Here is a 23,587-nt window from a genome sequence, read left to right as displayed (position 1 = left end):
GCCTTAGATACCTTATTTACGAACAGAGATGTTTGGAACCTTACGCGTTGTTTCGCCTACGTATAACTGACGTGGACGACCAATTTTGTATTCAGGATCAGTAATCATTTCTTCCCACTGAGCAATCCAACCTACTGTTCTTGCCAAAGCAAAAATACAGGTGAACATTTCTGTTGGGATCCCTAGAGCACGTTGAACGATGCCAGAGTAGAAGTCAACGTTTGGATAGAGCTTACGGCTAACAAAGTACTCATCTTCCAAAGCAATCTTCTCAAGAGTCATTGCCAACTTGAATAATGGGTCATCTTGCAGACCAAGTTCATTCAATACTTCGTAGCAAGTTTCACGCATCAACTTTGCACGTGGATCAAAGTTTTTGTAAACACGGTGACCAAAGCCCATCAAGCGAACGCTTGAGTTCTTATCTTTTACTTGAGCGATGAATTCATGAATCTTATCTACACCGCCACTAGCCTGGATCTCATTTAACATTTGCAAGCAGGCTTCGTTAGCACCGCCGTGTGCAGGGCCCCAGAGGCAAGCAATACCAGCAGAAATAGCAGCAAATGGATTCGTGCCTGAAGAACCACACAAACGTACAGTTGATGTAGACGCATTTTGCTCATGGTCTGCATGTAAGATAAAGATACGATCTAAGGCGCGTACCAATACTGGATTTACTTTGTACTGCTCACATGGCGTTGCAAACATCATACGCATGAAGTTTGCAGTGTATGACAACGAGTTATCTGGATAAATAAACGGTTGCCCTACGGAATACTTATAAGACATTGCAACTAGGGTTGGCATTTTTGCGATCAAACGAATTTGCGCCACTTCACGCGCCTTTTCATCGGCATAGTCGATCTCGTCATGATAGAACGCAGCCATTGCACCAACCAGGCCAGTTAATACAGACATTGGATGTGCATCACGACGGAAGCCACGCAAGAAGAATTGCATTTGCTCATGAACCATGGTGTGGTGAATCACCATTTCATCAAAAGCTTTTTTCTCGGCAGGGTTTGGCAAGTCACCATTGATCAACAGGTAGCATACTTCCAAGAAGTCACAGTTATTAGCTAAATCTTCGATTGGGTAGCCGCGATAGAGCAACTCACCCTTATCGCCATCGATGTAGGTAATTTTGCTATTACATGACGCAGTAGATAAGAAGCCTGAGTCATAAGTGAACTTACCAGTCTGACCATAGAGCTTACGAATGTCGATTACATCAGGACCCACTGTCCCTTTATAAATTGGCAGATCAATATCTGGTGTGCCATCCGAAAACGAGAGTTTTGCTTTGATGTCCGATTCAATCATTTCTAATCCTTAGTCATTCAAAATTATGATTAATACACTATTCAACCATGCGTCTATAACGCTACTGCACCAAAAAGCTGAATTACTTCTCTCTCAGCCTTTGTAAAACCATCTTGAAAGAGTCTGTTTGCATCTCTTTCTCCAGGCTGGCTATAGAGTCTTTACGACCAATCAATAAATCCATCAAGTCGTTGTCATCTAAAGCTAATAACTGGCTTAAAACTTTTCCATCTTCTACGCTTAATTGAGTGCCGTAACGCTCAAAGAAACGCTGCAGAATTAAATCGTTCTCTAGCAAGCCCCTACGAGCATCACTCTTTAAACGATATAACTCTGCATTGCCGAGGGTCATACTGCCCTACGAACCATCAACTCCTTGATCTTGCCAATTGCCTTCGTTGGATTCAAGTGCTTAGGACATACATCTACGCAATTCATGATCGTGTGGCAACGGAATAGGCGGTATGGGTCTTCTAAATTATCCAAACGCTGATTGGTATCTTCATCACGGCTATCCGCAATAAAGCGATAAGCCTGCAGTAAACCAGCTGGGCCAACGAACTTATCTGGATTCCACCAGAAAGATGGGCATGAAGTTGAGCATGATGCGCATAAGATGCACTCATACAAGCCGTTCAACTCTTCACGCTCTTCAGGACTCTGAAGACGCTCTTTTTCAGGAGGTGGATTTTCGTTTACCAAGTAAGGCTTGATTGACAAATACTGCTTGAAGAACAAAGTCATATCGACAATTAAATCGCGCACGACTGGCAAGCCAGGCAATGGGCGCAATGTGATGACCTTAGGCAAAGTCAACATATTAGTCAAACAAGCCAAACCATTTTTACCATTGATGTTCATAGCGTCTGAACCGCAGACGCCTTCACGGCATGAGCGACGATAAGAAATCGTCTCATCTTGCTTCTTCAAAGAAATCAAAGCGTCCAACAACATACGCTCACCAGTGAGTTCTAACTCATAACGTTGCATGCGTGGAGCAGCATCGACATCTGGATCGTAGCGGTAAATTTCGAATATACGGATATCACTCATCTTCTATCTCTTTTGCTTAGAAAGTACGTTCTTTAGGAGGGAAGGACTCAACAGTGAGGGGCTTCAAGACAACCGGCTTGTAAGAAAGCTTATTTCCCTCGCTGTACCAAAGGGTGTGCTTCATCCAATTCTCATCATCGCGCTCTTGATGGTCATCATGCGAATGTGCACCACGACTCTCTTTACGAGCTGCAGCAGAAATCATGGTTGCATTTGCAGTTTCGACCAAGTTAGCCACTTCCAAAGCCTCAATACGTGCTGTATTGAAAATCTCGGATTTGTCTTTAAGCCACAAGTTATTGGCGCGCTCTGTCAATTTAGCCATTTGACGAACACCTTCGTCCATCAACTCTTGATTACGGAACACACCAGCATATTTCTGCATGCACTTACGAATATCATTTGCAACGTCTTGCGCGTACTCACCTGAAGTTGAGTTATCCAGCTTCGCAATACGCTCCAATGTTTGCTCACCAGCATTCGCAGGTAAGGGCTTGAACTCGCGATTTTTAAGATCTAGGCCAACAATGTGGTTACCGGCTGCGCGACCGAATACCAAGAGGTCGAGCAATGAGTTAGTGCCTAAGCGGTTCGCACCGTGTACGGATACACATGAACACTCACCAATTGCATACAAACCATTGACGATTTCATTGTGGATACCATTTGCAGGAACAACCACTTGACCATTGATGTTCGTTGGAATGCCGCCCATCTGATAGTGAATCGTAGGCACTACTGGAATTGGTTCTTTAGTGACATCAACGTTCGCAAAGTTAATACCAATCTCATAAACAGAAGGTAAACGCTTCATGATGGTCTCGGCACCAATGTGTGTCAGATCGAGTACAACATAGTCACCGTTAGGACCGCAACCGCGCCCTTCTTTAATTTCTTGGTCCATACAGCGGGATACGAAATCGCGTGGGGCCAAATCTTTATAGGTTGGCGCATAACGTTCCATGAAACGCTCGCCATCTTTGTTACGCAAGATACCGCCTTCACCGCGACAACCTTCTGTCAACAACACGCCTGCACCAGCTACGCCAGTTGGGTGAAATTGCCAGAACTCCATATCTTCCAATGGAATACCTGCGCGAGCTGCTAAGCCCATACCGTCACCGGTATTAATAAACGCGTTAGTCGATGCATCCCAAATACGTCCTGCACCACCAGTTGCCAACATCACAATCTTGGCTTCCAAAATATAGACCTGGCCTGTTTCCATTTCGAGTGCAGTAACGCCAACAACATCACCTGCATCATCACGAATTAAATCTAGCGCCAACCACTCTACAAAGAAGTTTGTTTTAGCGCGCACGTTACGTTGATACAAGGTATGCAACATGGCATGGCCAGTTCGGTCAGCAGCAGCACAAGCACGTTGCACAGGCTTCTCGCCATAGTTTGCTGTGTGACCACCGAATGGACGCTGATAAATCGTGCCATCTGGGTTACGGTCAAATGGCATGCCGAAGTGCTCTAACTCATAAACAACTTTTGGAGCTTCGCGACACATGAACTCGATCACGTCTTGGTCACCTAACCAGTCAGATCCCTTGATGGTGTCATAGAAGTGATAGTGCCAATTGTCTTCACTCATATTGCCTAATGAAGCACCGATACCCCCTTGGGCAGCAACTGTATGTGAACGTGTTGGGAATACCTTAGTTAATACAGCAACATTCAAGCCGGCTTCAGCCAACTGTAAAGATGCACGCATACCGGAACCACCTGCCCCAATAATCACCGCATCAAAACGGCGGCGTGGCAATGATTTTTTAATTGCAGTCATCGAATTACACTTTCCACAAAATTTGCACAGCATAGGCTGCACAGGCTACTAGATACAAAACGGTTAACACTTGCAGTGTCAAACGAATGCTAACGGGCTTGATGTAATCCATCCAGATATCACGGATACCAATCCAGGCGTGGTAAAACAGACTGATGAACGCCAAGAGCGTCAACAACTTCATAAATTGGTTGCTGAACAAAGCAGACCAACCTTCATAAGTAGCGCTGCCAGTAATGCAATAGTCCACTAGCAAAACAATCGTAAATACCACCATCACTATCGCAGTAGCACGTTGGATGATCCATTCTTTAAGGCCGTAGTGCGCGCCCACAACTAAGCGCTTTGGTCCAATTTGATAAATAGGCATGAAATTTCCTTAAATGATGTGCGCTTAGTACAAGCCGAATAATTTGAGACCAACAACTGCGGTCAAAGCCAGGCCCAAGCAAAACACAAAGATAGCTGAGCGGTTTGCATCCACTTTTTCAACACCAATTTCTAAGTCCAATAGGAGATAGCGAATACCAGCGCAGAAATGGTGCAAGAAACACCAAATCAATCCAAGGCAAATAATTTTCACCAGCATATGACCAGTAATTGCTTGGAACTTTTGATAGCTCAATTCTGAGGCTAAGCTTTGGTCTAGAAGATAAAGCAAGAAAGGTAACATTAAAAACAATGCTGCTCCGCTAATACGGTGAAGAATCGACACCTTACCCGCCCAAGGGAGACGGTATTTAATCAACTGGGCAAGACCAATATTTCGGTAAACCGGTCTATCTTTTTTTACATTTTGCTGTGAATCAACCATGGGTAATCTCTATCTTTAGGTGGAGGTTCATTGTGGTTTTGTTGTGTCGCAACATATTCTATTGGAAACCTTAAGTCTGGTGGGGATTTTTACGGGTTTATAGGGGTTTAATAGGGGTTTAATAGGGGTTTTAACGGATATGTTCATCAACGCACTTAGTTCAATTTGTTTTCGTAATGCTGCTCTGAAGTGTCGTATCTAGCGTGACGAATTTCTACTGGCTTATTCCCGTAGGTGAAAGCTACCCGCTCTACAGAAAGGATTGGCGCGCCTTCTTCCAGATGCAGATGTTTTGCCAGCATTTCATCAGCAGCTACTGCCTTAATTTTTTCTTCTGCGCGCACCATATGGGTGGCGTAGTGCCCCTCATAGAATGCATATACAGGACCATGCCATGCATTCAGCGCCTCAAGATCTAAGCCCTTAAAACGAGCTCCGGGTAGAAAAATCTCTTCAAAAACAATGGGCTTTCCTGCAAAACTCTGAACCCGGTCGATATGAATAATCGAGTCACCTGCCTTTAATTTGAGCAAATTAGCCACGTAAGCCGTAGCTTTAATCTTTTCGCAGGTCAAAAACTGGTTGGTCAGGTGAAATTTCTCACCAGAATCCGGGGCTAAGCGTAAAAAACGATATTGCCAGTCGTCTTCTTGATGGGTGGCGACAAAGGTGCCCTTGCCTTGGCGGCGAACCAGTAAATTTTGGGCAGCTAGTTCATCAATGGCTTTACGGACAGTCCCTTGACTCACGGCATAACGGGCTGCGAGCTCCATTTCACTGGGAATAGCCATCCCTGGAAGCCATTCCGAGGCTTGCAAACTAGCCAAAATCATCGCCTTGATCTGTTCGTACAGAGGGCTAAATGAGGCAACAGGCAAATTCACATCAGACAAATTAACTCCAGGCCGTGTCAATTGGATAAAATTCAAGGTAATTCTAGTCTTATATAAGACATCATTGACAGTGTAAAGCTAAAGTCCCTACACTTGAATGGATAATAGAAAAGTTTTCTTTATTTAACCCAATTAACCTTCCTTTGGAGTTCTCAGTAATGGCAAAAGCCCCAATGCGTGTCGCTGTAACCGGTGCAGCCGGTCAAATCGGATATTCCCTTTTATTCCGCATCGCCAATGGCGACCTGCTGGGCAAAGATCAGCCCGTCATCCTGCAATTACTTGAGATTCCTGATGAAAAAGCTCAAAAAGCCTTAACTGGCGTCATGATGGAGTTGGAAGACTGCGCATTCCCGCTATTGGCAGGTATGTCAGCGCACTCTGACCCAATGACCGCTTTTAAAGATATCGACGTTGCCCTTTTAGTTGGCGCACGTCCACGTGGTCCCGGCATGGAGCGTAAAGACTTGCTCTCCGCTAACGCACAAATTTTCACAGCTCAAGGCAAAGCATTGAATGCCGTTGCTAAGAAGACTGTAAAAGTATTGGTTGTTGGTAATCCAGCAAATACCAATGCGTACATCGCCATGAAATCTGCTCCAGATATTCCTGCGAAGAATTTCACAGCCATGTTGCGCCTGGATCACAACCGCGCCCTCTCACAATTGGCTAGCAAGTTAAACAAGCCGGTAGCTGATATTGAGAAATTGGTTGTATGGGGCAACCACAGCCCAACAATGTATCCAGACTATCGCTTTGCAACGATCGATGGCAAGTCAGTCAAAGACTCTATCAACGATGCAGCTTGGAACAAAGATGTATTTATTCCAACTGTTGGTAAGCGTGGTGCAGCCATCATTGAAGCGCGTGGCCTGTCTTCTGCAGCTTCTGCAGCCAATGCGGCGATTGATCATATTCATGATTGGGTTCTCGGCACTAACGGTAAGTGGGTAACGATGGGCATTCCTTCTAAAGGCGAATACGACATTCCTGCTGAAGTGATTTATGGCTTCCCAGTAGTTTGCGAAAACGGCGAATATAAAATGATCGAGGGTTTAGAGATCGATGCATTCTCCCGTGAGCGCATGACCCACACCCTGAATGAATTACTCGAAGAGCAGGCTGGCGTTAAGCACTTGCTCTCATAAGGAAAACTAGATGAAGAAAAACCTTCTCGCCATTAGCCTTGTACTTGCTAGCACTTTAGGTGCTGCAAATGCATTTGCTGATGAAGAAGCATTTACTTGGACCTGTCAAGAAAGCAAGCAGTTCAAAACTGCTGGCTCAACTGAAAAGATCCGCTTAACTTGGGAATCCAAAACGTATGATTTGGATCGCCAAACTTCATTGCCGGGCAGTCTTCGTTACAAAAATACCAACTCTGGCTTCGACCTAGTGGTATTGGGTAACAAAGCAATGTTATTCAACATTAAAGCGGGTGTACGTCTTGCCGATTTTTGCCAAACAGCAGATATGAAATCTGGTAAGTTGCCACACTTGTTTGCTGGCACGGAACCTTTTGTGCAGAATTAATTTCTCACACTGCATCAAATAAAAAAGCCGAGACTTCTCGGCTTTTTTATTGCTTAGCGCTTCTTTTGTTTCATCGATATATTTTTCTTTTGCTTCTTTGTTTTGCTTCTTTGTTTTATTTAGTGAAACAGAGGTTGCTGTGATGGTGCATCGTCTGGCATTTCAGCATGTACTGCCTCGCCTGAGCGATCTGGAAATAAAGGTGCCCCACAGTCATCGCAGAGCTCTGGATCAAACAGCATGGCATGTCGGAATACATCCTCTACTCCTGCGTCATGCAAGGCATCACAAATCTTCTTAATTGGACTCTCATCATCTGACAGGTCGTTTAAAGCGTCGTTTGCCACGCTTTCCCTGTCATACAGTGGCCAGATCACCCCATACATTACATCGGATGAACCTTTTACACTGAACGATATTCGATACTCATCTGCCTGCTCTTCTCCAAAGGCTCCGACCACACAAGATAAACCAGCTGGCAGTATCCCTATAGTGCTCTCTAAGAAATTGACTGCTGCGCGAATACTCAAAGGTCGCACATGCTTATCAGCCAACCGACAGTTTGTGAAATAGGCCTCTGGTAAGAGCAACTCAAACTCACAACCAGGGAGTAGAGATGCAATCGGCTCCTGCATAGCAGTTTGCCAACCAATCAAACTCACGCCCCGCTCTTGGCGAGCTGGTGGCTCAGCCTGCCAACGAAAAATGGGGGAGCCGCTCGGCGCACTTAAGGCGGCAATAATAAAACGCGGATCCGCCAATACGGCAATCGTTTCCGACATATTGCGCAACTCAAGCTTGACATCTTTTCCGGAAATTGCCGCGGTTGCCAATGCTTCAGTCAATACGCGCGTTTGACAATGGGAATGCGGCATTTGATCAATGCTGTAAAGCCAAGGAACAATGGCTATGCGCGTGTCAGTTGAAGCGATAGCGCTTTGTAGGGCCTGAGCAGTTGACTCAATAATATTGACAGGCAATGGCCCAGATGGAATCTGATAACGAGTATGCGCAACGATCGGCATTGCTAGTAACAACACATCCCACTCCTGCCCTTCATGCTCAACCCTCAATGACTCAGCCAACGTTTCGGCAATATCGGCAAGCACTTCAAAGGCTACCGTATTGATACGAAAGGTTTGATCTAAGGCGGCATCAATCACGTTTTGATTTTGACTTTTGAGCAAGCGCATTAAGCGCATGTTCAGACGCTCTTCCCAGAAGCGATCCTCGATCTGACTGCCAGATGCGGCCAAAGAAATAGCGTCAGCTACCATCTTCTCCACTTCTGGAGAATTTCGTTGCGATGCTTTAGTGCGATGCACGGCCATTATTTTCTTTCTGCCCTTCTAAATACAGGCTTATCTACTTTTGATTCAGCGGCATAGTACTTGTAACCATCTAAATTAAAGCCCTTTAAATCAGCGGGATCAGTAATACGATTCTCAACCACATAGCGAGCCATCAAGCCTCGGGCTCGCTTGGCATAAAAAGAAATAATCTTGTACTTGCCATCCTTAGCATCCTGAAACACCGGGGAAATGACCTGGCAATCCAATTCTTTAGGTTGGAGCACCTTGAAATACTCTTCTGAAGCCAGATTAAGTAGGGCTGGCTTCTTTTGCTTTTCTAGAACCTTCTTGATGGAATCAGTTACGCGACTCCCCCAGAATGCATAAAGATCCTTACCTCTGGCGTTTTTGAATGAGGTGCCCATTTCTAGGCGATAAGGCTGCATCAAATCCAGAGGCTTCAGCGCACCATAAAGGCCGGACAAAATTCGGATGTGATCTTGGGCAAACTCTACTGCTTTGGCATTCAGGGTTTTAACGTCAAAACCATCATAGACATCCCCATCAAAGGCATAGATCGCCGGCTTACTGTTTTCTTCTGTGAATTTCTTGGACCAATCCCGATAGCGACCGACATTCAGAATGGCCAATTGATCGGATAAACCCATCAATTTGGCAATGTCTTGCGGTGCTAGCTTCTTGAGATCAGCAATAAGCTTGGCTGATTCCGAGACAAACTCGGGCAAAGTCGGTGCCTTGACCTTGACGGGGGTCTTGTAATCCAAGGATTTAGCAGGTGAAAGAACGATCAGCATGGCACAATTTGTTTATGTATTTTTACCATTCTAGCGACTACCGGATATATCCGCTGTAAAAGACCGATCATTACCCCTGCCCTCATGAACCCGCTAGAGACACCCTCTTTTCCAAGTCGCCTACCAAAAGTTGGAACCACCATCTTTACGGTGATGTCCTCCCTGGCCGCAGAGCATCAGGCTATTAATCTTGGGCAAGGCTTTCCGGATTTTCCATGCGACAGAAAACTGATTGCTGATGTGAATGCCGCCATGATGGCAGATCACAATCAATACCCACCTATGGCTGGAGTTGCAGAGCTTCGTCATGGCATTAGTCAGAAGATCAGCCGTTTATATGGTCACCACTACGACGCTGATACTGAAATCACGATTACTGCAGGTGGCACACAGGCCATATTTACAGCCATACTCTCTTGCGTTGGTCCTGGCGATGAAGTCATCATCATCGAACCTGCCTTTGACTGCTACCGACCTGCAATAGATTTAGCTGGGGGTAAAACGATTGCCATTTCATTGCAGGTTGTGCGTGATGAATCAGGACAAGTGGCTTCGTATCAAATTCCGTGGGATGTATTAGCAAATGCTATCAACCCTAAAACGCGACTCATTTTGATTAACACTCCGCATAATCCGACTGGCATGGTGTGGGATACATCAGATCTTGATCACCTAGCAGCCTTAGTTCGCGATACTTCCGCTTTGATTCTGAGTGACGAAGTCTATGAGCATATGGTCTATGACGGCACCAAGCACCATAGCATCTCCTCTCATCCAGAGTTAGCAGCTAGGAGCTTTCTAGTTTCTAGCTTTGGCAAGACCTATCACGTCACTGGTTGGAAAGTGGGTTATGTAGCTGCGCCATCTGCGCTAACAAAAGAGTTCCGCAAGGTGCATCAGTTCAATGTATTTGCGGTTAATACTCCCATGCAATATGGCTTAGCTACTTATCTTGCAGATGAAAAACATTATTTAAATCTTCCCGCCTTTTATCAAGCTAAGCGAGACTTTTTTAGGGCTGGTTTAAGTAAAACCAAATTTAAATTGCTTCCTAGTCCCGGTAGTTATTTTCAATGCGCTGATTACTCCGCGCTGGGAATACCTCAGACTAAATTGAACGAGGCGGATTTTTGTAAATGGCTTACCAGCGAAGTTGGGGTAGCTGCCATTCCAGTTTCTGCTTTTTATGAACAACCTACCGAGTCTGGCGTCATTCGTTTTTGTTTTGCAAAGCAAGAGCAAACACTCGCCAATGCCTTACAGCGCTTACAAAATTTATAGAGGAAAAAAAAAATGGCAACCCCAAAATCAAAACAGGTGATTGATGTTTACAGTTGGCCAACCCCAAATGGCCATAAGGTCCACATCATGTTGGAAGAATGCGGCTACCGCCTAGGTCGCGACTGGATTGCTCATCCGATTGATATTGGCGCCGGCGATCAATTTACGCCTGAGTTCCTCAGGATTAGCCCCAACAATAAGATTCCAGCAATCGTTGACCCAGATGGTCCAGACGGAAAATCGATCAATGTCTTTGAGTCTGGCGCCATCCTTCTCTATTTAGCAGGTAAGACTGGCAAGTTCTTACCCCAGAGCACCCGCGGTAAGTACGAGGTGCTGCAATGGCTGATGTTCCAAATGGGTGGCCTTGGCCCCATGCTTGGGCAAAACCACCACTTCAGACTCTACGCACCTGAGAAAATTGAATACGCCATTAATCGTTACACCAATGAAGCCAAGCGTATCTATGGTGTATTGGATGGTCAACTGAAAGATAATCCCTATATTGCAGGCAAAAGCTATTCCATTGCTGATATTGCGATTTATCCATGGACTCGTAATTGGAAAAATCAAGGCATTGAAATCAATGATTACCCGCATTTCAAAAAGTGGTTTGAAAAGATTGGTTCACGGCAAGCAGTAATACGTGGTTGCGAGGTATTAACCGCATTACGCAAACCCTTGCACGATGACAAGGCTAGAGAGCAGTTATTTGGTTCCACCCAATATCAAAAGAGGAAATAAGATGAGTATTCAATCAGTAGGCGTCATTGGTGCGGGCACTATGGGCAATGGAATTGCACAAGTGTGTGCGGTTGCAGGCCTTGATGTCGTGATGGTTGATATTAATGAGGCAGCAGTACAACGCGGTCTTGAGCAAATCAGCAAGAGTTTGGATCGTCTTGTCAAAAAAGAAACGCTAACTGTTGAAGCAAAGGAAGCTGCACTCAAACGTATTAAAGGAAGCACTTCTTATGCTGACTTTAAAGGCTTGGGATTGGTGATTGAAGCAGCAACCGAGAACCAAGCAATTAAAGAAAAGATTCTCAAGCAAGTAGACGAGATCGTGAGCAAAGACACTATCATTGCCACAAACACCTCCTCCCTATCGATTACCAAGCTAGCGGCACTTGACTCAAACCCTGCCCGCTTTATTGGCATGCACTTCTTCAACCCACCACCCCTAATGGCCTTAGTGGAAGTCATTCGTGGCTTGCAAACTAGTGACGCTACCCACGCTGCCATTATTGAGATGGCTAAGCGTGTTGGCAAAGAGCCAATTACTGTTAAAAACTCACCTGGCTTTGTGGTGAATCGCATTTTGCTACCCATGATTAATGAGGCTTTCTTTGTTTTATCAGAAGGTCTTGCTAGTCCAGAAGATATTGATGCTGGCATGAAGTTAGGCTGCAATCAACCGATTGGCCCACTAGCCTTAGCAGATCTCATTGGTCTTGATACTTGCTTGGCAGTGATGGAAGTCTATTTTGAAAACTTCAGCGATTCCAAATACCGCCCTTGCCCGTTGCTTCGTGAAATGGTTGCCGCTGGATATCTCGGTCGCAAAACAGGTCGCGGCGTATACACCTACGATAAATAATTTCATTCACAACCCCTTAACCTAGATATCGTCATCGTGAACCCCATCCCACCTTTAGTTCGCAAACTTGGCTATGCTGGTCTTATTCCATTTATTGGGCTAGCCCTCATGGTGCAATTAGCGCCAACACCCGTAAATTATTTAAGCGCTGAATCTTTGGCGGGTTATGGTGCCGTGATTACTTCCTTTATGGGGGCTTTGCATTGGGGTGCCAATTTACATCTTCTAGGTAAGGCACCTGCTGGTGATCGCTGGGAAGACCGTAATGCATGGATCTGGGGTGTCATCCCCGCTTTAGTGGCTTGGTTAGCGCTTCACATTTATATTCCAGTGGGCTTACTTATTTTGGCTTCCACTCTAATCATTCAGCGCAATATTGATCAGAACACCTATCAATATTATTTTGCCGACGAAGCCGCCCGCTCTGCTTTTATGACCATGCGCAATCGCTTGACCTATGTTGCAGCAGCCTGCCTCACCTGGGCATCCTTAGTTATTCTCTTTATTCAAGCCTGATGCAATGAGCAGTCTTTTTGATAGCGCACCGCCTCCACCCTTAGCAGAGGCACTGCGCCCAAAAATGATTGAAGAAGTCATTGGACAAGCGCATTTATTGGCAAGTGGTAAGCCACTCAATCTAGCATTTGCCTCCGGCAAGCCTCACTCGATGATTTTCTGGGGTCCTCCGGGCGTTGGCAAGACTACGCTAGCGCGTCTCTCCGCCAAAGCATTTGATCGTGAGTTCATTGCGATCTCTGCAGTCCTAGCGGGCGTTAAAGAAATCCGGGAATCCATTGAGCAAGCCCAACAAAATATGGCTCAGTACGGCAAGCAAACGATTTTATTTGTTGACGAGATCCATCGCTTTAATAAAAGCCAGCAAGACGCACTGCTACCCCATGTGGAGTCAGGTTTATTTACCTTTATTGGCGCCACTACTGAGAACCCATCATTTGAAGTGAACTCTGCACTTCTGTCGCGTGCTCAAGTCTATGTCTTGAAATCGCTCACCCCCGAGGAGCTGAAATTACTCTTTAATCGAGCTCATCAGCATGCGATGCCCGATGTGCAATTTGAATCAACGGCAATCGACACCCTTATCTCTAACGCTGATGGTGATGCGCGACGCCTTCTCAATTTAGTTGAACAAGTGCGCAATGCGGTCCTCACACCAAATGCGGAAGTAAAAATCGTTGATCAGCAATTTATAGAGAATGCGCTGAGTGCTCAAGCACGGCGTTTTGACAAAGGTGGCGATCACTTCTACGATCAAATCTCTGCTCTACACAAATCTGTTCGCGGATCTAACCCCGATGCGGCCTTATATTGGTTTTGCCGCATGCTAGATGGCGGTGCTGATCCCCGTTACTTAGCCAGACGCATTATTCGGATGGCATGGGAAGATATTGGCCTGGCAGATCCAAGAGCGATGCAATTGGCTAACGATGCAGCGCAGACCTATGAAAGACTAGGATCCCCTGAGGGTGAGTTAGCTCTTGGGCAAGCAGTAGTCTATCTTGCCGTTGCCTCAAAAAGCAATGCAAGCTACAACGCTTTTAATGCTGCTCGCGCTTATGTAGCAAAAGATCAATCCAAACCCGTTCCGAATCATCTGCGCAATGCACCCACTAAGTTAATGAAAGAGCTTGGTCACGGCAAGGAATATCGCTATGCCCATGATGAGCCGCATGGCTATGCCGCTGGTGAAACCTATCTGCCAGAAGGCATGAAGGAGCCGCATTGGTACGAACCAGTTGAGCGTGGCCTAGAGTCGCAGATCAAAGAAAAACTAGCATTCTTAAAGAAGCTCGATGAAGAGCACAAGAAAAAATAAGGCGATATGAGTACAAAGATTGCAGCTACTTTTTATTACGATATTGTTTCCCCGTTTGCTTATCTGTACACCAAGCAAAGACAGCGTCTTGAAAGCAAGCTAGAGATTAAACCTATTTCTATTCTGCTGGGTGGCCTGCTCAGAGCTTCTGAAAATAAGGGTCCAGGAGAAGTTGCTGCCAAACGCCCACACACCTATCAGTTTTGTGTATGGCAGGCGGAGAAGTTAGGTATTCCGTTTCGCTTTCCAGAACATCACCCCTTTATGACAGTTGCTGCACAACGTCTTCTCGTTGAACAGAATGCCGATTGGGTGATGGTTGAGCGTGCTTTTGATTATGTTTGGGCGGAAGGTAAAGACCCCAACCTATCTTGGCCAGAATTTTGTAGTCATTTAGGGCTTCCCGCAGATACACCTAAACCTGAAAATCCAGAAGTGAAGGCAAAGCTGATCGCTAATACCAATCAAGCAAAAGCCGATGGCGCCTTTGGAGTGCCGGCCCTGATAGTGAATCAACATTGCTTTTGGGGTGTTGACACTATTGACTGGACACTGGACTACCTTGCAAGACCGGGCATGTTTGATGAGGCTTCCTATGCTTATGCCGGAAATGTTCCCAATGGGCTAGCCTAAAGGATCATTTAACCCTCCGGCGGTCTTGGGCAATACAATCAAATACAAGCTATTTTTATCTTATTTAAGGAGTTCTTATGCGTAAGCTATTTGCCGCCCTTGTTGTTGCTGTTTCTTGTTTTACTAGTCAAGCAGCGTTTGCAGGCCCTAAGGTTGAATTCAAAACTACGATGGGCAACTTCGTCGTTGAATTAGATGATGTGAAAGCACCCAAGAGCACTGCTAACTTTTTGAACTACGTTAAGAGCGGTTTCTATAACGGCACGATCTTTCATCGTGTGATTGATGGCTTCATGATTCAAGGTGGTGGGTTTACGCCAGACTTAAATCAAAAGCCAACCGATTCCCCAGTAGTTTCTGAAGCGCAAAATGGCTTGAAGAATAACGTTTACACGATTGCGATGGCTCGCACCTCTGATCCTGATTCCGCAACTTCGCAGTTCTTTATTAACGTGAAAGACAATGCGGCGCTCGACTACCCTAATGCGATGGGTAATGGCTATACCGTGTTTGGCAAAGTGATCTCTGGGACACAAACCATAGATGCCATTCGCAAAGTACCAACCATGGTTGCTCCAGCCCCACGCATGGGCAGAATGTCTGACGTTCCTACTAAGACTGTCATCATCGAATCTGCCACGATTCTGAAATAAGTAGACATTGCTAGGTAAGCCGCGATGATTTTGCTCGATGATGCGCAAAGCACCGCGGCCTTACCCACTAGTCGCCAATATGAAAACGCGCTGCACTACTGGTGCGTTCTTCCGAGCGGCGATCATGCGTTAGATTTAACCGCTACCCAGCAGTGCCTTACTGAAATTTCTGCCGCGCTTGCAAAGGGTGAATTTATTGTTGCTGCCTTTGCTTATGAGTTGGGTAGACAAATTCATAATCTACCTGAGCGAGTCAATCAATCAGATCATCACCATCCGCTCATTGAAGCCTGGTCTTTTGAAGAATTCAAAAAACTATCCAAGCAGGATGTCGACATCTGCATTGCTCAGAGGTTGGCTTCGCTAGATCTAGCTCAAGCAAGCGCCGGAGTGATGGATGTTCAGGAATCCTTGAACGAGGAGCAATTTACTGCCGATATTGCAGCGATACAGGAATACATCCGCAGCGGTGATAGCTACCAGATTAACCACACCTATCGAATCACAGGCAAGACTTATGGTGCTCCACTCGCCTTATATAGCCGCTTAAGGGATCGCCAGCCTGGGCGCTTTGGTGCTTTTATTGAACATGATGGCAACTTTTTACTGTCGCAATCACCTGAACTATTTATTGCGCGAGATGGCGATACGATAAAAGCTATGCCAATGAAGGGTACTGCAAGTGCCCTATCTGCCGTTGCGAGCACCTTATCGGATGACCCAAAGAATCAAGCTGAGAATGTCATGATTGTGGACTTGCTACGTAATGATCTCAGTCGCATCTCTCTTCCGGGCACGGTACTAGTGCCCAATCTATTTGAAGTGGCAAGACACGGTGATGTATTGCAAATGACTTCTACCGTGCAAGGTCAGATCAAACCTGATGTTGCTCTATTCGATATTTTCAAAGCGGTATTTCCATGTGGCTCAGTTACAGGGGCCCCTAAAAAGCGTAGTATGGAAATTATTCAAGAACTAGAACCCGAAGATCGCGGCTACTATTGCGGCGCCTTAGGCTGGCTTGACCCCAATGGGAACTTTGCCTTTAGTGTTCCCATCCGCACTGTTGAAATTAGGCAAGATCACGACTCTCATGTATCAAGCTTTACCCTAGGGGTTGGCGCTGGAATCACCAATGACTCAGATGCAGGCCAAGAATGGCAAGAGTGCCGCATTAAATCTGCCTTCCTAGTGGATCTTCCAAGCGCTACAGGCTTATTTGAAACCATTGCGGTTCTGAATGGCGAACCCCAAAGATTGCACGCCCACTTACACCGTCTGTTTGCATCTGCAGCAGCTTTAAGAATCCCCTTTCAACTGGAGACTGCCAAGAAATTGATTCTGAGCACCTGTGCCTCATTTGATAAAAACTTGTCCTATCGATTAAGGTTGGATCTCACGCCTACTGGCGAACTATTAGTTACGAATGCTGCGATGGATTTGATCAATGAACCAGTCAAACTATTCTGGGCTAAAGATATTCTTCAAGGTGATGTGACGATGTTTTCTGGGGATGCTTTACTGCGTCACAAAATGAGCAATCGATCTCTTTATGACCAAGCTTGGCAAGAAGCCGTGAACTTAGGTGGATTTGATGCCTTATTTGTCAATGAACAAGGCTTTGTTACTGAGGGCGGAAGGACTAGCATTTTTGTTAAACCTCAGGGTAGCTCTGAATGGCTTACGCCACCAGTATCGGCCGGTCTCTTGCCTGGGGTAATGCGTGCCGCCCTACTTACAGATCCCACTCTAAATGCCCGTGAAGCCAACCTGACTATTAATGATGTTTCAATGGCAGATGAGATTATGCTTAGCAATGCATTACGCGGCGCCATCAAAGCCCATTTTTAGAAAGTCAGCATGAAGTATTGCTCTAACTGCGCCTCAGTATTAACTATCAAAATTCCAGCAGATGACTCTCGTGAGCGTCATGTCTGTGAAGCGTGCGGCAGCATTCATTATCAAAATCCTCGCAACGTAGTGGGAAGTATTCCGGTATACGGCAAGCAAGTGCTCTTATGTCGTCGTGCGATTGAACCTCGTCATGGCTTTTGGACTTTACCTGCGGGCTTTATGGAGTTAGGTGAAAGCACTAGCCACGGCGCAGCCCGCGAGACTCTGGAAGAAGCTGGTGCCGCCGTGGAAATTGGACCACTCTATTCTTTGCTGAATGTGCCTCACGCAGAACAGGTGCACCTATTCTATTTAGCCACGATGACCCATCCAGAATTTTCTGCTGGTGAAGAAAGTCTTGAAGTAGCCCTTTTTCATGAGCATGATATTCCGTGGGAAGAATTGGCCTTTCCCACTGTCAAGCAAACCCTTGAATGGTTCTTTGCAGACCGCGCTGCTGGCAACTTAGAGGCTGGTAAGGAATTTCATGTGCGCAGTCGTGACGTTCTACCTTCCGAAAGAATCTAAAGAGTCAATATGGGTCAGATTGCCTGGCTAGGGCCCAACGACCCTTTCCCAAATCCGCTGCTTGAGGCAGATCCCGATCCCAGCGTTCCTGGGCTCATTGCCGTCAGTGAGCAGATATACCCCGGTCAACTAGCTCGCGCCTATCAACAAGGTATTTTTCCGTGGTACTCGGATAACCAACCTATTCTCTGGTGGTCGCCGGACCCTAGAATGGTGTTAAAGCCCAGCGCCTTTAAGTGCAGTGAATCTTTGCAAAAGAATATTCGACTCTTTTGTCAAAGCACGCAGTCACAGATATTGGTTGATGCCGATTTTGGTGCGGTCATACGCTCCTGTGCCACGAGCACTCGCAAAGATCAGGATGGTACTTGGATTACCCATGAAATCATTGATGCCTACACCGCACTTCACGAAGCAGGCAACGCCCACAGTATTGCCGTAATCGAAGATGGCCAGCTTACTGGCGGACTTTATTGTGTTGCCTTTGGAGGAATGGTGTTTGGTGAGTCTATGTTTAGTCGTAAGACCAATGCATCAAAAATCTCTTTAGCAGCCCTGAGTGCATGGTGCCTGATGAATGAAGTCCAGATGATCGACTGCCAGCAAGAAACGGCTCACCTGTTGTCCTTAGGCGCCAGCCCAATACCCAGGCAGGTCTTTTTAGAGCAACTGCAAATATCCTTAAATCAAACTAAGATTGAGAAATCCTGGACTTTTGACAAAGCAATTTTGCATCACTGGTTATGACTCAGCTTAAAGAACTTCCCCTAACCACCCTGCAGTTCTATGCAACTGCTCCCTATGCTTGTAGCTACCTACCCAATAAAACAGCTCGCTCACAAGTAGCCACACCATCGCATCTGATTCATGCGGATGTGTATAACGATTTACTTAATGCTGGCTTTCGTCGAAGTGGTTTGTATACCTATCGACCATATTGCGACGAATGTAAAGCCTGTATTTCTACGCGTATTTTGGTAAACCAATTTACGCCTTCTCGCAGCCAGCGCCGCGCCCAAAAAAAACACTCTGATCTTCAGGCCTCAGTCCTCAATCTAGGTTACCAAGAGGAACACTACCAACTCTATCAACGTTATCAAACTGAGCGGCACGCAGGTGGTGACATGGATAGCGATGATCAAGATCAATACATGCAGTTCTTATTACAAAGCCGAGTGAACTCCCGTATTGTGGAGTTTCGGGATGGTCCACATGACCCGCACCCCGGTCGATTACGTATGGTGAGCATGATCGATATTCTGGAACAGGGAATCTCTTCTGTTTATACCTTTTACGACACCACAAGCTCTGCGGCCAGTTATGGTAGCTATAGCATTCTGTGGCAAATTGAACAAGCTCGCATATTGGGTTTGCCTTACCTTTACCTTGGCTACTTCATTAAGGAAAGCGACAAGATGTCGTATAAGGTGAAATATCAACCCATGGAAGGTTTGATTGACGATCATTGGCAAGAGCTCCCTGAGTCATAATATCTACCCATGATCGGTCGTTACTCCCTCCTCCGCCCCTGGCTGTTTTCTATAGACCCAGAAAAGGCGCACAACCTCACCTTAAGCAATATGGACCGTGCGCAGCGCTGGGGTTTATTGGAGCGTTTAGTAAGCAAGCCCATTAATGATCCACAAACACTCTGTGGCATTGATTTTTCTAACCCAGTTGGATTAGCGGCAGGCTTAGATAAAGATGGTAAGCATATCGATGCACTCGCTGCATTAGGGTTTGGATTTTTAGAAATCGGCACAGTCACGCCACGGTCACAGCCTGGCAATCCTAAGCCACGCATGTTTCGTTTACCGCAAGCTCAGGGCATTATTAATCGCATGGGCTTTAATAACGATGGCGTTGATGCCTGCGTTGCCAGAGTGCGTCGCTCTCAGTTTTGGCAAAGTGGTGGTGTACTTGGTTTAAATATTGGCAAGAACGCCAGCACCCCGATTGAAGAGGCTTCTCGAGATTACATCCTGGCAATGGAAGCCGTTTATGAAATCTCCGCTTATATCACTGTCAACATTTCTTCACCGAACACCAAAAATCTGCGTGCCTTACAAGGCGAAGAAATGCTCCGCGAATTATTGGGAAGTCTTGATGAAGCCAGAAAGCGCTTAAGCGATCGTTATGGCGTACGCAAACCACTCTTTTTGAAAATTGCACCCGATCTAGACCATAGCGACATTCATCTCATTGCCGATCTCCTGCTCGAGTTTGGCATTGATGCTGTCATCGCCACCAATACAACCATCTCTCGTGATGTAGTCAAGGGAATGGAATTTGGTGAAGAGGCTGGCGGTTTATCTGGCGCGCCCGTGCGTAATGCCTCTAATATTGTCATCAAAGCTTTAAAGGCGAGATTGGGTAATCAACTACCCATCATCGGCGTGGGCGGCATCATGAGTGGCGCAGATGCCCGTGAAAAGATCATGGCAGGCGCCAGCTTAGTGCAACTCTATAGCGGCCTGATTTATCGAGGGCCTGACTTAGTCAATGAGTGTGCTGCTGCTTTAAGGCAAGCCTAAAAGAGCCTTAATCCCCTGTGTCCCTATAAAAGGGGATATTTTCAGCAGATGCCTTTGTAATATAGGATTTCATAATATGCAATTTCGTCCGAAATCGCTACAATGAGACCTATGAACACCAGCAAGACCATCAAAACCCCCAAATCTACCGGCGAGGTTGGCAAGACAGCCATCCAGGTAGTGGAGCGCATGATGAATTTGCTAGACGCCCTTGCCGAGCAAGAAGAATCCAGTAGCCTGAAGAATCTCGCAGAGACAACGGGTCTGCACCCTTCTACTGCCCACCGAATTTTGAATGACCTCGTTGCTTGCCGATTGGTTGAGCGTGGCGATGGAGGAACCTATCGCCTTGGCTTAAAACTTTTAGAGCTAGGTAATTTGGTGAAGGCACGCTTATCTGTGCGTGAGGCTGCGCAACTACCAATGCGTACTCTGCATAAGCTCACTGGTGAAACCGTTAACCTATCCGTACGTCAAGGCGATGAAATTGTCTACGTTGATCGCGCTTATAGTGAACGCTCAGGCATGCAGGTAGTTCGTGCCATTGGTGGTCGTGCACCTTTGCATCTCACCTCGGTTGGCAAACTCTTCCTCGCGAGCGACGACCCTGGACAAGTGCGTGCCTATGTCACTCGCACAGGTTTATCTGGACACACTCGTAACAGCATTACCGAATTAGGCAAACTCGAAACCGAACTCAATCATGTGCGTAAAGTGGGTAACGCTCGCGATGACGAAGAATTAGAGTTAGGCGTGAGCTGTTTAGCTGCAGCCATTTTGGATGACACTGGAAAATTGGTTGCCGGCTTGTCTTTAAGCGCCCCAACGGATCGTATACAAGCAGATTGGCTCCGCGCCCTACTAGAGACTGCCCTACAGATATCCAAAGGCATGGGTTTTAAACCCAAGTCTGCCGAGCCAGGCTCAGCAGCTTAATTCATCAGTTACATCAAGCGACGAATGGGTTGCGCGCCAGATGGCATGCGCTCATACCAATCGCGCACCCGCACTGCATCGGCAAAACGGGATTGCGTTCCTACAGAATCCAAAAAGACCAATAGCAATGGCGTGTTGTTTACCCTTGCCTGCATGACCAAGCATCGACCTGCAGCGTTAATGAAGCCAGTCTTCTGCAATCCAATATCCATATCCCCGGAACGTACCAAACGGTTTGTGTTCAAAAACTTTTGCGGGCGATTGGCAATCACCATAGTTAAATCAGGCCAGGTTGAGAACTCACGAATAGTTTTGTACTGATAGGCAGCATTGAGCATGCGTGTGAGATCTTCTGCTGAAGCAACATTCTCACTAGTCAGTCCAGTGGGATCCTCAAAGTGAGAGTGCTCCATGCCGAGATCTTTTGCCTTACGGTTCATGGCAGCAACAAATGCAGGTAGGCCGCCGGGATAGTTTCTGGCTAGGGTATATGCGGCGCGGTTCTCAGAGGACATCAAAGCCAAATGCAGCGCATCTTCTCGGGTAAGTGAAGTGCCTTCAGCCAAACGAGAGTGCCGATAAATATGCGCGTCTTCTGCATTAATAACGATGACATCATCCATTGGCAATTTTGCATCGAGCGTCACCATGGCAGTCATGAGTTTGGTAATAGAGGCAATAGGCAAACTGACAGAAGGATTCTTCTCGTAATAGACTTCCTTTGTGTCTTGATTGACCACCATCACTACAGTGGATTTAAGATTGAGCTCATCGCGCTGACCACGCAAACCTAATGCAGTAGCTAATGATGGAGGTCCTGCAACTACGGGTGCAGATGATCTAGTAACAGTGACGCGGACAGTCTTGGCTCTTTTGGGTGACTTAGTCACCACTTTTGTTGACTTTACTTGCTTCTGCTTATCTTTTGTTGCGGCCTGAACAGGTGCGTTACCCAGCACTCCCAGCCAAAAGAGCAATGCAATAACTAGGGGCCAAAATCGATTCAAACGCATCCCAAAATACCTTCCAAAACTTTCAACATACGGAATGATAATTAATTTCTGAAGACAAAGCGGTTTTATTCGCCCCAATCCAGGTAATTTATTCCACTAAATGAATGCCCTACTCGGCAATAGTCGCTACTGTATTGGTCTGACGGGCATTCACTAGCACTACGCCAGTCATCGTCAAACATAAACCTACCGCCATCAGCAATGTAAATGGCTCATCAAATAAGAGCCAAGCCATTGCAGCAGTAGTTGGTGGCACTAAATAAAGAAAGCTGGTGACTTTAGTGGCTGCCCCCTTGCGAATCATCATAAATAGCAAGCTAATCGATCCAATTGACAGAGGAAAGATAGCCCACAGTAAGGCGCCAATAACAGATGGATTCCAAACCATCACGCCAGACTCAAAGAAATACATACAAAAGAAACACAAAACTGCCGATACCCCAAACTGAATAGAGGATCCAGCACGCAGATCAAATACGGGGCAGAATTTCTTCTGATATAGGGTGCCAAAGGTAATAGATAGAAGTGCAATAAATGCCAAAACATAACTAAGCAATGGAATGTGGTTAAAGCCAATCTTCTCGGCAACCACAAGCGCAACACCCGCAAATCCGAATCCTAGACCTATCCATTGACGTGAGCTGACCTTCTCAGAAATCCAAGCAGCAAACCAAGCAGTAACGATGGGTTGCAGACCAACTATTATGGCCACCAACCCTGCCGTCATTCCAAGACGAACAGCAAACCATACTCCCAGTAAATAGCCAAACTGCAGCAAGATCCCAGCAATGGCGATGTGCTTGATTTGCGACCAGCTAGGCCAGGTAATTCTCCACACGAGACTGAGCGCTGCCATAGCCGCTAGAACCCCTGCAAAACGCCAAAACAGAAAGGTGGCTGGCTCTACATATGGCATTGCCATACGCGCAATCACAAAGCCGGTACTCCATATGAGGACAAAGATCGGTGCAATGGCGTTATCAAGCGAAAGCTTCATGGGTAACTTACTGAAAGTATTGAGATTTTTTACTGAGCCCCCTGATTTTAGGCTCTTTTCTTGTTTGAACTATTCATCTACATGGCAAGCCATTTATGTTGCATCGCAACATCTACACCATACAATGTCGCAAAGAGAGTACATTAAGAAAAAGCTTAAGATCA

At 46.2% G+C, this 23,587-nt stretch carries 26 protein-coding genes; 15 read left to right on the top strand and 11 right to left on the bottom strand.

The annotated features are described in order from the left end of the window. Positions 1-12: 12 nt before the first annotated feature. The 7 genes from gltA to ICE89_RS00680 all read right to left on the bottom strand — a co-directional run bounded on the left by gltA (position 13) and on the right by ICE89_RS00680 (position 5,917). A complete protein-coding gene (gene gltA, locus ICE89_RS00710; protein WP_216263031.1) occupies positions 13-1,326 on the bottom strand; it encodes a citrate synthase in 1,314 nt (437 codons plus the stop codon). Positions 1,327-1,408: 82 nt separating this feature from the next. Continuing rightward, positions 1,409-1,678 (bottom strand): succinate dehydrogenase assembly factor 2, encoded by a 270-nt coding sequence (locus tag ICE89_RS00705; protein WP_216263030.1) that lies wholly within the window; start codon positions 1,676-1,678, stop codon positions 1,409-1,411. Next, positions 1,675-2,379 carry a succinate dehydrogenase iron-sulfur subunit gene (locus ICE89_RS00700; protein WP_215392479.1) on the bottom strand — a complete coding sequence of 235 codons (705 nt, stop codon included), beginning with the start codon at positions 2,377-2,379 and terminating at the stop codon, positions 1,675-1,677. Before ICE89_RS00700 ends, ICE89_RS00705 begins: the two co-directional genes overlap by 4 nt. A 16-nt stretch (positions 2,380-2,395) precedes the next feature. Beyond that, a complete protein-coding gene (gene sdhA, locus ICE89_RS00695; RefSeq protein WP_216263029.1) occupies positions 2,396-4,174 on the bottom strand; it encodes a succinate dehydrogenase flavoprotein subunit in 1,779 nt (592 codons plus the stop codon). A gap of 4 nt (positions 4,175-4,178) precedes the next feature. Continuing rightward, positions 4,179-4,544, bottom strand: coding sequence for a succinate dehydrogenase, hydrophobic membrane anchor protein (gene sdhD / locus ICE89_RS00690; protein WP_216263028.1), 366 nt, complete (start codon positions 4,542-4,544; stop codon positions 4,179-4,181). A 24-nt stretch (positions 4,545-4,568) separates the two neighbouring features. After that, positions 4,569-4,988, bottom strand: coding sequence for a succinate dehydrogenase, cytochrome b556 subunit (sdhC, locus tag ICE89_RS00685; protein ID WP_216263027.1), 420 nt, complete (start codon positions 4,986-4,988; stop codon positions 4,569-4,571). Between the two features lie 155 nt (positions 4,989-5,143). Next, positions 5,144-5,917, bottom strand: a complete 774-nt coding sequence (locus ICE89_RS00680; RefSeq protein WP_255558609.1) for a GntR family transcriptional regulator — start codon at positions 5,915-5,917, stop codon at positions 5,144-5,146. 122 nt (positions 5,918-6,039) lie between these two features. On the opposite strand from ICE89_RS00680, the gene ICE89_RS00675 reads away from it, so the two are divergent. Continuing rightward, positions 6,040-7,029 carry a malate dehydrogenase gene (locus ICE89_RS00675; RefSeq protein ID WP_072582234.1) on the top strand — a complete coding sequence of 330 codons (990 nt, stop codon included), beginning with the start codon at positions 6,040-6,042 and terminating at the stop codon, positions 7,027-7,029. 10 nt (positions 7,030-7,039) lie between these two features. Continuing rightward, positions 7,040-7,414: a hypothetical protein gene (locus tag ICE89_RS00670; RefSeq protein ID WP_216264295.1), complete on the top strand. Its 375-nt coding sequence runs from the start codon at positions 7,040-7,042 to the stop codon at positions 7,412-7,414. 119 nt (positions 7,415-7,533) lie between these two features. On the opposite strand, the gene ICE89_RS00665 is transcribed toward ICE89_RS00670, so the two are convergent. Both ICE89_RS00665 and yaaA read right to left on the bottom strand, forming a co-directional pair. Next, on the bottom strand, positions 7,534-8,745 hold the full coding sequence (locus ICE89_RS00665) for a DUF2863 family protein (protein ID WP_216264294.1): 1,212 nt from the start codon (positions 8,743-8,745) through the stop codon (positions 7,534-7,536). Continuing rightward, a complete protein-coding gene (gene yaaA, locus ICE89_RS00660) occupies positions 8,745-9,521 on the bottom strand; it encodes a peroxide stress protein YaaA (RefSeq protein ID WP_216264293.1) in 777 nt (258 codons plus the stop codon). The genes ICE89_RS00665 and yaaA overlap by 1 nt, the downstream gene beginning before the upstream one ends. Before the next feature lie 84 nt (positions 9,522-9,605). On the opposite strand from yaaA, the gene ICE89_RS00655 reads away from it, so the two are divergent. From ICE89_RS00655 to ICE89_RS00595, 13 genes are all read left to right on the top strand, one after another. Then, positions 9,606-10,802 (top strand): pyridoxal phosphate-dependent aminotransferase, encoded by a 1,197-nt coding sequence (locus tag ICE89_RS00655; RefSeq protein ID WP_216263022.1) that lies wholly within the window; start codon positions 9,606-9,608, stop codon positions 10,800-10,802. Positions 10,803-10,838: 36 nt separating this feature from the next. Next, entirely contained in the window at positions 10,839-11,546 is a 708-nt protein-coding gene (locus tag ICE89_RS00650) for a glutathione binding-like protein (RefSeq protein WP_216263221.1), read from the top strand. 1 nt (position 11,547) lies between these two features. Next, positions 11,548-12,402 carry a 3-hydroxybutyryl-CoA dehydrogenase gene (locus tag ICE89_RS00645; protein WP_216263021.1) on the top strand — a complete coding sequence of 285 codons (855 nt, stop codon included), beginning with the start codon at positions 11,548-11,550 and terminating at the stop codon, positions 12,400-12,402. 36 nt (positions 12,403-12,438) lie between these two features. Further along, the gene (locus ICE89_RS00640; RefSeq protein WP_251367797.1) at positions 12,439-12,918 is read left to right on the top strand and encodes a DUF3429 domain-containing protein; all 480 of its coding nucleotides are present in this window, start codon (positions 12,439-12,441) and stop codon (positions 12,916-12,918) included. Positions 12,919-12,922: 4 nt separating this feature from the next. Further along, positions 12,923-14,236, top strand: coding sequence for a replication-associated recombination protein A (locus ICE89_RS00635; RefSeq protein WP_216264292.1), 1,314 nt, complete (start codon positions 12,923-12,925; stop codon positions 14,234-14,236). 6 nt (positions 14,237-14,242) lie between these two features. Continuing rightward, positions 14,243-14,869 (top strand): 2-hydroxychromene-2-carboxylate isomerase, encoded by a 627-nt coding sequence (locus tag ICE89_RS00630; protein WP_216264291.1) that lies wholly within the window; start codon positions 14,243-14,245, stop codon positions 14,867-14,869. 77 nt (positions 14,870-14,946) lie between these two features. After that, on the top strand, positions 14,947-15,522 hold the full coding sequence (locus ICE89_RS00625; protein ID WP_216264290.1) for a peptidylprolyl isomerase: 576 nt from the start codon (positions 14,947-14,949) through the stop codon (positions 15,520-15,522). Positions 15,523-15,546: 24 nt separating this feature from the next. Continuing rightward, positions 15,547-17,373 (top strand): bifunctional chorismate-binding protein/class IV aminotransferase, encoded by a 1,827-nt coding sequence (locus tag ICE89_RS00620; RefSeq protein ID WP_216264289.1) that lies wholly within the window; start codon positions 15,547-15,549, stop codon positions 17,371-17,373. A 9-nt stretch (positions 17,374-17,382) separates the two neighbouring features. Next, positions 17,383-17,943 (top strand): NUDIX hydrolase, encoded by a 561-nt coding sequence (locus ICE89_RS00615; protein ID WP_216263015.1) that lies wholly within the window; start codon positions 17,383-17,385, stop codon positions 17,941-17,943. 9 nt (positions 17,944-17,952) lie between these two features. Next, positions 17,953-18,690, top strand: coding sequence for a leucyl/phenylalanyl-tRNA--protein transferase (gene aat, locus ICE89_RS00610; protein ID WP_216263014.1), 738 nt, complete (start codon positions 17,953-17,955; stop codon positions 18,688-18,690). Continuing rightward, positions 18,687-19,433 carry an arginyltransferase gene (locus tag ICE89_RS00605; RefSeq protein ID WP_216264288.1) on the top strand — a complete coding sequence of 249 codons (747 nt, stop codon included), beginning with the start codon at positions 18,687-18,689 and terminating at the stop codon, positions 19,431-19,433. The genes aat and ICE89_RS00605 overlap by 4 nt, the downstream gene beginning before the upstream one ends. A gap of 9 nt (positions 19,434-19,442) precedes the next feature. After that, entirely contained in the window at positions 19,443-20,477 is a 1,035-nt protein-coding gene (locus ICE89_RS00600; RefSeq protein ID WP_216264287.1) for a quinone-dependent dihydroorotate dehydrogenase, read from the top strand. Between the two features lie 102 nt (positions 20,478-20,579). After that, entirely contained in the window at positions 20,580-21,413 is an 834-nt protein-coding gene (locus tag ICE89_RS00595) for an IclR family transcriptional regulator (protein ID WP_216264286.1), read from the top strand. A gap of 8 nt (positions 21,414-21,421) precedes the next feature. Here ICE89_RS00595 and ICE89_RS00590 read toward each other — a convergent pair whose 3' ends face one another. Continuing rightward, positions 21,422-22,426 (bottom strand): serine hydrolase, encoded by a 1,005-nt coding sequence (locus tag ICE89_RS00590; RefSeq protein ID WP_216264285.1) that lies wholly within the window; start codon positions 22,424-22,426, stop codon positions 21,422-21,424. Between the two features lie 109 nt (positions 22,427-22,535). Then, positions 22,536-23,423 carry a DMT family transporter gene (locus ICE89_RS00585; RefSeq protein WP_216264284.1) on the bottom strand — a complete coding sequence of 296 codons (888 nt, stop codon included), beginning with the start codon at positions 23,421-23,423 and terminating at the stop codon, positions 22,536-22,538. Between the last annotated feature and the right edge of the window lie 164 nt (positions 23,424-23,587).

The organism is Polynucleobacter sp. AP-Kaivos-20-H2 (genome assembly GCF_018882215.1).
GTDB lineage: Bacteria > Pseudomonadota > Gammaproteobacteria > Burkholderiales > Burkholderiaceae > Polynucleobacter.
Note: the sequence above shows the minus strand (reverse complement) of the source record. Positions and strands in the feature narration are given on the sequence as shown.

What these genes read in the sequence shown, in the direction of transcription:
- gltA (WP_216263031.1), bottom strand. Translation starts at nt 1,326, where the DNA reads ATGATTGAATCGGACATCAAAGCAAAACTCTCGTTTTCGGATGGCACA.
- ICE89_RS00705 (WP_216263030.1), bottom strand. Translation starts at nt 1,678, where the DNA reads ATGACCCTCGGCAATGCAGAGTTATATCGTTTAAAGAGTGATGCTCGT.
- ICE89_RS00700 (WP_215392479.1), bottom strand. Translation starts at nt 2,379, where the DNA reads ATGAGTGATATCCGTATATTCGAAATTTACCGCTACGATCCAGATGTC.
- sdhA (WP_216263029.1), bottom strand. Translation starts at nt 4,174, where the DNA reads ATGACTGCAATTAAAAAATCATTGCCACGCCGCCGTTTTGATGCGGTG.
- sdhD (WP_216263028.1), bottom strand. Translation starts at nt 4,544, where the DNA reads ATGCCTATTTATCAAATTGGACCAAAGCGCTTAGTTGTGGGCGCGCAC.
- sdhC (WP_216263027.1), bottom strand. Translation starts at nt 4,988, where the DNA reads ATGGTTGATTCACAGCAAAATGTAAAAAAAGATAGACCGGTTTACCGA.
- ICE89_RS00675 (WP_072582234.1), top strand. Translation starts at nt 6,040, where the DNA reads ATGGCAAAAGCCCCAATGCGTGTCGCTGTAACCGGTGCAGCCGGTCAA.
- ICE89_RS00670 (WP_216264295.1), top strand. Translation starts at nt 7,040, where the DNA reads ATGAAGAAAAACCTTCTCGCCATTAGCCTTGTACTTGCTAGCACTTTA.
- ICE89_RS00665 (WP_216264294.1), bottom strand. Translation starts at nt 8,745, where the DNA reads ATGGCCGTGCATCGCACTAAAGCATCGCAACGAAATTCTCCAGAAGTG.
- yaaA (WP_216264293.1), bottom strand. Translation starts at nt 9,521, where the DNA reads ATGCTGATCGTTCTTTCACCTGCTAAATCCTTGGATTACAAGACCCCC.
- ICE89_RS00655 (WP_216263022.1), top strand. Translation starts at nt 9,606, where the DNA reads ATGAACCCGCTAGAGACACCCTCTTTTCCAAGTCGCCTACCAAAAGTT.
- ICE89_RS00645 (WP_216263021.1), top strand. Translation starts at nt 11,548, where the DNA reads ATGAGTATTCAATCAGTAGGCGTCATTGGTGCGGGCACTATGGGCAAT.
- ICE89_RS00635 (WP_216264292.1), top strand. Translation starts at nt 12,923, where the DNA reads ATGAGCAGTCTTTTTGATAGCGCACCGCCTCCACCCTTAGCAGAGGCA.
- ICE89_RS00630 (WP_216264291.1), top strand. Translation starts at nt 14,243, where the DNA reads ATGAGTACAAAGATTGCAGCTACTTTTTATTACGATATTGTTTCCCCG.
- ICE89_RS00625 (WP_216264290.1), top strand. Translation starts at nt 14,947, where the DNA reads ATGCGTAAGCTATTTGCCGCCCTTGTTGTTGCTGTTTCTTGTTTTACT.
- ICE89_RS00620 (WP_216264289.1), top strand. Translation starts at nt 15,547, where the DNA reads ATGATTTTGCTCGATGATGCGCAAAGCACCGCGGCCTTACCCACTAGT.
- ICE89_RS00615 (WP_216263015.1), top strand. Translation starts at nt 17,383, where the DNA reads ATGAAGTATTGCTCTAACTGCGCCTCAGTATTAACTATCAAAATTCCA.
- aat (WP_216263014.1), top strand. Translation starts at nt 17,953, where the DNA reads ATGGGTCAGATTGCCTGGCTAGGGCCCAACGACCCTTTCCCAAATCCG.
- ICE89_RS00605 (WP_216264288.1), top strand. Translation starts at nt 18,687, where the DNA reads ATGACTCAGCTTAAAGAACTTCCCCTAACCACCCTGCAGTTCTATGCA.
- ICE89_RS00600 (WP_216264287.1), top strand. Translation starts at nt 19,443, where the DNA reads ATGATCGGTCGTTACTCCCTCCTCCGCCCCTGGCTGTTTTCTATAGAC.
- ICE89_RS00595 (WP_216264286.1), top strand. Translation starts at nt 20,580, where the DNA reads ATGAGACCTATGAACACCAGCAAGACCATCAAAACCCCCAAATCTACC.
- ICE89_RS00590 (WP_216264285.1), bottom strand. Translation starts at nt 22,426, where the DNA reads ATGCGTTTGAATCGATTTTGGCCCCTAGTTATTGCATTGCTCTTTTGG.
- ICE89_RS00585 (WP_216264284.1), bottom strand. Translation starts at nt 23,423, where the DNA reads ATGAAGCTTTCGCTTGATAACGCCATTGCACCGATCTTTGTCCTCATA.